Below are 7,635 nucleotides of genomic sequence, written 5' to 3' on the forward strand. Positions count from 1 at the left end.
TCGATAGGCCGGGAACAGGTGTGGACTTTTTGATGCCGCCTTGCCGATCGAGGCAGGACATTCGGCCGTTGTTATCGGTGTCGGCGCAGCGCCATGTCTCAAGAACCCTGACGAGCACAGCAGTGAGATGCTTGTCACGAGAGGCGCTTCGCCTGAAAGACGACGGGGCAATTTCGCGCCTCTGGCGAATTGGCGGGATTGTGGCCTCCATGAGCTGAACGTATGGCCCGCCATTGCCAGTGGCCACCCAGGGAAGGCCGATTTTCCAAGACAGATCGTCGCAGCAGCATGATCGGGTCGCGGGACGATGGCCATCGCCGGAACCGGACTGCTCTGCCAACGGCATGGCCCCCGCACTGGTCCAGTATAGCCCCCTCGCCCCACCAGGATGCGACGCTATCGCCGCCGCGCTTCCAAGCGCTTCGGGTAGCCCCGAGTGCGCCGAACTACCTCGATCCGGCCGCCAAATCCCTCTCCACCATCCGCATCGCCCCCCCTTCTGAAACCTCAGAGCAAGACTCGCCTCTCGGTCAGCGATGGGGAACTGGCGAAATCAATGGGGCGGAGACATCGGATACGCCTGTCGGCGCCTGAGCTCTTTCTCTGACGAAGCGGCCACGAAAGGCCTCTCCGGGACTGTATTTGCCGTGGTCGTCCAGCGTGACGGGGTTGCTGTCGGCATGGGCCGGCTGATCGGTGATGGAGGATGCTTCTTCCAGATTGTGGACATTGCTGTCGACCCTTCGCACCAAGGGCAAGGCGATCATGACTGAACTGATGGGGTTCGTAACCGCTCATCTTCCCACCTCTGCCTATGTCAGCTTGATCGCCGATGTCCCGGCTGACCGGCTCTACGCAAAGTTCGGCTTTGCTGAAACAGCACCTCGGTCTCTCGGGATGGCTCGGCGGGCGGGTCCTTCGTGAACAAGAACGATAGCTGAGCTGTAGACTTGTCCGCACTGCTGACGATCGGGCCCTGGAAGTGCCGCGCGCCCGTGAGAAGGGATGCATCGGGGAGGCTGGGCTGGCGCATGAGATCGGCGGTGCGCAGCAACTGTGGCCCGATTGTGCCGTTGTCCGAGCCCCACAAGCGCTGGCAACCCGGGCGCAACGCTGCTCGATGTCACTCAAGCCCTCACTGGAGGTTGGTTTCTACAGCGCCTCCTCGCGAAGCCAGTCGATCAAGGCAGCCACCGTGCTCCGCTTGGAGGCTCGTGGCGTTACCACAACCAGAAGCCCGCCTGGCACGGTCCTGAAGCCAAGGGGCGCAACCAGTCGTCCCGTCGCGAGGTCCTGATCCACCAGGCGTCGCTCTGCCAGCGCAACGCCCAATCCCGCTGCCGCAGCCTCCAGCGCCAGAAGGTGGTGGGCATGTTCCACTTCCTGCTCCGCGCGGAACTCGATGTCAGCCAACCGCATCCACATCTGCCAGCTCTGCGGGGCACCGGCCTGGACGAAGGCGACCGGTGCGGTCCAAAGCTGCCCCACCTCCCGCAGGGGGTAGCCCGGCGCGCACACGATGCCGTAGGAGGTATCCCCAATGATCTGGCCATCCATGTCCGTGGTCAGTGCGCGAAGCCGGTCATAGCTGACCAGAACATCGAAATCATGGTCGGGCACGGGCTGCGGTCCAGACATCCTCAGCCGGAGATCCACGTCCGGACGGCGCCTGTAGAAACGCGGCAGTCGCGGGATCAGCCACCGTGTCGCGAAGGTCGCGCTGGTGAGGATATCGATCCGGCGCTCGTCCTGCTCCGATCGCAGCACCTGGGCGAGAGCCGACAGATCGTCGAGCAGTGCGGTGGATGCGTTTCTCAGGCGCTCCCCCCGCGACGTCAGTTTCAGCCCGTTCCCGGCCTTCTCGAACAAGCCGCCGCCCAGATCTTCGGACAGGTGAGCGATCTGCTTGCTGATGGCCCCATGCGTTCGCCCCAGCTCCGCTCCGGCGGCCGTCACCGATCCCAGACGCGCAGCAGATTCAAAGGCAGGCAAGGCGGATAACGGAGGAAGGCGGCGCATCTGCGTTCCATTTGCTCACAGTGACCGGAGAAATACTCGATTTTTACTGGCTCTCCGTGTTGATAGAAACCTATCAAGGAACAAGGGAGCCTGCCATGACCAATGTCGTCGACTTTCCGCAGCCCATGGGCCTCACATCAGGCGACCACTTTGCGATGCATAGGGACAAGGTGTCTGCCAACTCGCTCCTCCGGGTCTGGAGGGAACGCGCGGCCCTTCGCAAGATCCTGGCCCAAGACCTGCTCCCCGGTCCCGACAGCGTGCTGGAGGATGCAGGATGGACCCGAGAGGCAGCGCAAGCCGAGGCGAGGAAGCCGTTCTGGAGAGGCTGAACGCAGGCGCCTGCGTCCACTGAGCGGCCAGTGCCGCGACGCATTTGGTGCGGCAGGCCGGAGCGGCGGGGTTCCACGATCAAGCCCCTGCCTTGAGCGCCGCCGTCAGGGGCAGCCGTGTCGCCGCGATGGCCGGCAAGGCCCCGCCGATCAGGCCCGTTGCAAGCCCCAGAAGACTGGCTTTCGCCATCACCTCGCCCGTCACCATCAGCTGGAACCCCATGCGCGCGTTGTTCGCGCCGAGGGTGCTCGCCTGCCAGCCGTTGAACAGCAGCCATGACAGCGCGATGCCGATGCCCACCCCGATCAGCGCCAGCAACGAGGCCTCGATCCAGGTGGCAAGGAAGGCGGCCATCCGGCTGAACCCGAGGGCGCGCAGGGTGGCGATTTCCACCCTGCGGTCGGCCACCGAACTCATCATTGTGTTCAGGGCCCCCGCGGTCGCGCCAACGGCCATCAGCAGCGCCAGCGGCCAGCCGAACAGCCGGATCAGGTCCGCCGTCCTGCCCGACTGCCCGGCATAAAGCTCGGCCTCGGAAACAACGACAAGCGGCGTTGCCGTGACCGTGCCAAGGGCTGCGCGCAACGTGCCAATCGCTTCGGGGCCGGCAAGGCGCAGCCGCAGACTCTGCACCTCGCCCTGCCGGTCGAAGGCGGCGCGCACGGCGTCCAGATCGGCCCAGACCTCGGACTCGAAGGCACTGCCGCCGGCGGCGAATTGCCCGACCACCGTCCAGTCCAGCGCGCCGAGCCGGACCTTGCCGCCAATGGCACCCCCCGGACCCTGGCGGGCGAGGCCAAGGCCCACCACCAGCTCGCGCGTGCCGGGGGTGAACATCCGCCCCGCCACAAGCGCGACACCGTCGCGCAAATCCGGCCCGGACAGATCCATGCCGCGCAGGGCAAGGGTCGCAGCGTGCGCGCCATCACCGGCCGCAACCTCGGTCGTGCCGATGACCTCGCGCGAGGCGACAAGCTGGCCGCCCGTATCGCGGACGACGCCGATCTCGCCGCCAAGCGCAAGGATGCCGCGCAGCGCCTCGGCCGGGATGTCGGAGCCGGCTTCGCGGTTGCTGCCCCCGCCCAGGATCACCGCGACAGAGGCCGACCCCGTGCCCGCCAGCGTCCGTTCGAACCCCGCGGCCATGGCCAGGAACCCGGCCAGCACGCAGACCACCAGCGCGACCGACAGCATCATCGAGACCGAGATCGCAAGCCGCCGCCGCAGACCAAGAAGATTGGCGCGGAGCATGGCCCGCACTTGCCGAAAGATGGAGGACATGGGCCTACCTTGTTCTGAGGGCTGTGATGACGGGGCTGCGAATGGCGCTGATCGCCGGGATCAGGCCGGACACTGCGCCCAGCGAGACGATCAGGGCGATGGCCTTGCCAAGGATCAGCGGCGCCAGCACCAGCCCGAGGCTTGCCCCGGCCAGCAGGGTCGCCCCCTTTGCAAGCGCAAGGCCGATGCCCCCGCCGACCGCGAAGATGAACAGCGTCTCGGCAAGGACCAGCGCAAGGATCCGCCGCTTTGAGAAGCCAAGGGTTTTCAGCACCCCGATCTCGAACCGCCGCTCGCGCACGGCAAGGACGAGGGTATTGATGACGATCATCAGCAGCGTGACGAAGTCCGCCCCGACGACAAGATTGATGATCAGCCCGACATCGGCGAACTGGCGCAGGAAGGCCTCAAGAAACTGCTTTTCCGTCTGGGTGCGGGTCGGCGCGGCCGAATTGGCGAAAAGGGCGTCGATGCTGCGGGCAAGCTCGCCGGAGGAAACCCCCTCCTGCGGCCGAACGACGAACGCATCGACACTGTCGGAGCCGCGGGCCCGCAGCGCGTTGACATAGTCATAGCGGGCGATGACGAAATAGGTGTCGGTGCTGGGGCCCGCACCCTCGAAGATGCCCGCGATCTCGAACTGCCAGTCACGGCTGCCCGCTGCTGTGGGGGTGTCGAAGGCGGTGACGGTGATCCTTTGCCCGGGGGCCCAGCCCTGCGCCTCGGCCAGCGCGTGCCCGACCAGCACGCGGTCGCGGGCACCGGTCAGGGCGGCCATCAGACCCGGCGCCAGCCCAAGCTCGGGGCCATTCACCGCGGCCAGCCGTTCGGGATCGGCGGCGCTGACGGCGATGACATTGCTCTCGGCCCCGGCAAAGCCCCGCAGCCGGGCCATCCAGGCCACGGCGGCAACCCCCGGCGCGGCCTCCAGCCGCGGCAGATAGGCCATTGGCAAGGATTGCCCCCTGCCCGCCGCGCTCATCACGCCCAGCAGATCCTCGCTGGCGCCTGCCGCCCCCTGGCTGCCATGCTGGAAGCTGGCGGTCAGACCATAGATCAGGAAGGCGATTGCGACGCAGACCATCAGCAGAGCCGTGCGCAGCGGCTTGCGCCAGGCGTTCCGTCTGGCAAGGCCAAGATAGCCCATCACGCCGCCCTCCGCTCTTCCAGGAACTGGCCCTTGTCCAGATGCAGCGTCCGGCGGGCACAGGATGCCGCCCGCGGGTCATGGGTGACCATGACGATGGTCTTGCCCAGTTTGCGGTTCAAAAAGCGCAGCATCTCCAGCACGCCACCGGCCGACTTGCGGTCAAGATCGCCCGTCGGCTCGTCGCAGAGCAGCAAGGCGGGGTCTGACACGATGGCGCGGGCAATGCCCACGCGCTGCTGCTCCCCGCCCGACATCAGCGCCGGATACTGGCCGCCGCGCCCCGACAGGCCGACCAGATCCAGCACCTTTTCCACCCGCGCGCGCCGATCCCTTGCCGCCAGCGGCTTCAGCAGCAGGGGCAGCTCCACATTCTCGGCCGCCGTCAGCATCGGCAGCAGGTTATAGAACTGGAAGACGATCCCCATGCTATGGGCCCGCCAGGACGACCGGGCGCCTTCGCCCATCCGGTCCAGCCGGGCGCTGCCGATCCGCAACTCGCCGCCATCGGGGCTGTCGATGCCCGCAAGCATGTTCAGCAGCGTCGACTTGCCAGAGCCGGAGGGGCCCATGATCGCCACGAAATCCCCGCGCGGGATCGTCAGGTCCAGCGCGGTGAAGATCGGGACCGCCTCGGCCCCGATCTTGAAGCCCTTTTGCACCGCCTTCAGGGCGATATAGGGCGCGTCAGTTGCAGGTTCGGTCATTGTGGGGCCTCTCCGGGTTGGGGTTCGGTGATGATGCGGATGCGCGCGGCCATGGCAGGGCGGATGCCGGCGGGCGGCGCGGTCAGGCCAAGGCGCAGCGTGACCGTGCCCTTGGCAGCGGAGATGACGGGCGCGATCCGCAGGATCTGGGCCGCGAAGGGCTGGCCGGGATAGCTGTCGAGGATGGCCTCGCCGCGCTGCCCGGGGTGCAGCATCGACAGGCTGGCCTCTGCCACATCGGCGTCGATTACCAGACGGCTGGTGTCGGTGATGGTCAGCAGGCTTTGATCCTCGCGCACGGCGTCAGCCCGCGCGAGCACGCTGTCGCCAAGATGCGCGCCCATCCGGGTGACGGTGCCGGAGATCGGAGCGCGGATGGTCAATTCCGCCACCCTGTCGTGCGCGACCCGGATGGCAAGGTCGGCGGCTTCCAGCGCCTGCATGGCCTGCAATACCGCATTCGCTGCCAGATCCCGCGCGGTCTGCGCCGCCTCCTGCTGTTGCAGGGACACCGCCTGGCCGGCGGCCAGCGCAGTGACACGGCCCAGAAAGGCCTCCGCCTGCGCCAGCTCGATCCTTTGCGCGGCGAGCACCAGCTCCGTCGCTGCCCGCGCCCCCCGCGCCTGTTCCTGCACAAAATCGGCAGTCGCATCGGCCATCGTGACCAGCACCTGCCCCGCCGCAACCCTGTCACCGGCGGCGACCAGAATGCCGGTGATCCGCCCCTCCTGCCCGGCAAAGACCACCGTCTCATGCGGGGCGACGACGTGGCCCGAGCCGGTGATCTCCCGGCGCAGGGGTTGGACCGGGGCTGCGATTGCCGGAGGGGCCGTTGCCGCCAGCACGGGCGCTGCCGCAGTGCCCGGCATGACGGCGCGCCCGATGATCAGGGACAGGGCAATGCCAGCCCCGGCCAGACCGGCGGCAAGAAGGTTCCGCCGCCGGGCACTATGGCCCGGCGGCGGAACGGGATCAGCGGAGCGCGGCAGGGTCAGGGACCGCAGCGCCTCGGCGAATGGGGGAGTTTCCGGGATCATGTTCATGCCGCCAGAATGCCCGGCGAGCCATGAAACGCGTCCTTGAACGCGATCCGGTCGGTGCCGGATCGCGATTCAGCACCCCGCGCCTAGGCGGAGCCCGCCAGCGCCCTGCGCTGCTTGTCGCGCCACTGGACCGGGGTCATGTCGGTCACGCGGCGGAACTCGCGGTTGAAGTTGGATTTGGTCTGGAAGCCGACATCGAACATGATTTCCGTCACCGGCTTGTCCGTGTCCGCCAGCAGATGGCAGGCCTCGGCAACCCGGAACTCGTTCACATATTGCGAGACGTTCTTGCAGGTCGTCCGGTTGATGGCCCCCGAGATCTGGCGCGCGGGCACAAGCGTCTTGCGGGCCAGCCGGTCCAGCGTCAGGTCCGTATCCCGGTAGACCCGCCGCCCCTCCATCTGTGCGATGACCGCGGCCATCGTCTCGCGGTCGCCATCCGCCTCGGTGGGCGGCGCGGCCTCGGTCTCTTCGGGTGGGGCGGGGTTGCGGCTGGCGATGGCCCCGGCCAGCGACAGGATGATCAGCGCCCCAAGATTGCCGAGGGTGATCGCTGCCAGCGCATGGCTCCCGCGCCCCTGCAGGAAGTCGAGGAAGACATAGATGTCGAGCGCGGCCGAAAACAGCAGCGCCAGCGCCGCGAAGATGATTGACCGGAAGGCCGGCGTCGCATTCTCGAACGGCAGGCGGCGCAGGGAATCTGCGCCGGACCGCATCAACAACAGGATCGCCCCGGCATAGAAGACGAAGATCCCGCCAATCGCGATATCCAGCGCATCCCGCCAGAGCACCGTCAGCAGCACGATCAGCCCGGCAGGCGCGCTGTGCAGCATCACCCGGCGCAGCGGCGCGAGCCTGCTTGCCCCGACCAGCCGCGACACCCCGGCATAGGCAAGCGGCGGCACCACTGCAGCGATCGCCGGCATCAGATACATCACCCCCTGGACTCCATACCCCCATCGCAGCCCCGACAGCACCGATTGCAGGGTGCTGACGAGGATCAGCACCAGAAACGGCAGATTGCCGGGCACCCCGCCAGCCCGCAGGCCATCATCCCGCCGGACCACCTCGGCCAGCAGAACAAGAAGCAGGATCGCGACAACGA

8 protein-coding genes are annotated in these 7,635 nt (G+C 67.3%); 2 read left to right on the forward strand and 6 right to left on the reverse strand.

The annotated features are described in order from the left end of the window. Window positions 1-680 precede the first annotated feature (680 nt). Window positions 681-773 (forward strand): hypothetical protein, encoded by a 93-nt coding sequence (locus C5F48_RS26495; RefSeq protein ID WP_373454357.1) that lies wholly within the window; start codon window positions 681-683, stop codon window positions 771-773. Between the two features lie 379 nt (window positions 774-1,152). Here the strand turns inward: C5F48_RS26495 and C5F48_RS20350 are convergent, their stop codons facing one another. Next, window positions 1,153-2,019: a LysR substrate-binding domain-containing protein gene (locus C5F48_RS20350; RefSeq protein WP_107665615.1), complete on the reverse strand. Its 867-nt coding sequence runs from the start codon at window positions 2,017-2,019 to the stop codon at window positions 1,153-1,155. Window positions 2,020-2,114: 95 nt separating this feature from the next. On the opposite strand from C5F48_RS20350, the gene C5F48_RS20355 reads away from it, so the two are divergent. Continuing rightward, complete coding sequence (locus C5F48_RS20355; RefSeq protein WP_107665616.1) at window positions 2,115-2,351, forward strand: DUF1127 domain-containing protein; 237 nt, start codon at window positions 2,115-2,117, stop codon at window positions 2,349-2,351. A 79-nt stretch (window positions 2,352-2,430) separates the two neighbouring features. On the opposite strand, the gene C5F48_RS20360 is transcribed toward C5F48_RS20355, so the two are convergent. The 5 genes from C5F48_RS20360 to C5F48_RS20380 form a co-directional block, all read right to left on the reverse strand. Beyond that, window positions 2,431-3,633: an ABC transporter permease gene (locus C5F48_RS20360; protein WP_107665617.1), complete on the reverse strand. Its 1,203-nt coding sequence runs from the start codon at window positions 3,631-3,633 to the stop codon at window positions 2,431-2,433. Between the two features lie 4 nt (window positions 3,634-3,637). Beyond that, complete coding sequence (locus C5F48_RS20365; protein ID WP_107665618.1) at window positions 3,638-4,780, reverse strand: ABC transporter permease; 1,143 nt, start codon at window positions 4,778-4,780, stop codon at window positions 3,638-3,640. Next, window positions 4,780-5,487: an ABC transporter ATP-binding protein gene (locus C5F48_RS20370; RefSeq protein WP_107665619.1), complete on the reverse strand. Its 708-nt coding sequence runs from the start codon at window positions 5,485-5,487 to the stop codon at window positions 4,780-4,782. Before C5F48_RS20370 ends, C5F48_RS20365 begins: the two co-directional genes overlap by 1 nt. Next, entirely contained in the window at window positions 5,484-6,356 is an 873-nt protein-coding gene (locus C5F48_RS20375; RefSeq protein WP_211314660.1) for an efflux RND transporter periplasmic adaptor subunit, read from the reverse strand. Before C5F48_RS20375 ends, C5F48_RS20370 begins: the two co-directional genes overlap by 4 nt. 257 nt (window positions 6,357-6,613) lie before the next feature. Then, the coding region (locus C5F48_RS20380; RefSeq protein WP_107665621.1) for a helix-turn-helix domain-containing protein at window positions 6,614-7,635 on the reverse strand (1,022 nt) is incomplete at its 5' end.

This window comes from Cereibacter changlensis JA139, from assembly GCF_003034985.1.
GTDB classification, from domain to species: domain Bacteria; phylum Pseudomonadota; class Alphaproteobacteria; order Rhodobacterales; family Rhodobacteraceae; genus Cereibacter; species Cereibacter changlensis.

Bases quoted from the DNA above. Each gene is read 5' to 3' on its own strand.
- C5F48_RS20370 (WP_107665619.1), bottom strand. From the start codon at position 5,487: ATGACCGAACCTGCAACTGACGCGCCCTATATCGCCCTGAAGGCGGTG.
- C5F48_RS20360 (WP_107665617.1), bottom strand. From the start codon at position 3,633: ATGTCCTCCATCTTTCGGCAAGTGCGGGCCATGCTCCGCGCCAATCTT.
- C5F48_RS20375 (WP_211314660.1), bottom strand. From the start codon at position 6,356: ATGCCGGGCACTGCGGCAGCGCCCGTGCTGGCGGCAACGGCCCCTCCG.
- C5F48_RS26495 (WP_373454357.1), top strand. From the start codon at position 681: ATGGGCCGGCTGATCGGTGATGGAGGATGCTTCTTCCAGATTGTGGAC.
- C5F48_RS20350 (WP_107665615.1), bottom strand. From the start codon at position 2,019: ATGCGCCGCCTTCCTCCGTTATCCGCCTTGCCTGCCTTTGAATCTGCT.
- C5F48_RS20355 (WP_107665616.1), top strand. From the start codon at position 2,115: ATGACCAATGTCGTCGACTTTCCGCAGCCCATGGGCCTCACATCAGGC.
- C5F48_RS20365 (WP_107665618.1), bottom strand. From the start codon at position 4,780: ATGGGCTATCTTGGCCTTGCCAGACGGAACGCCTGGCGCAAGCCGCTG.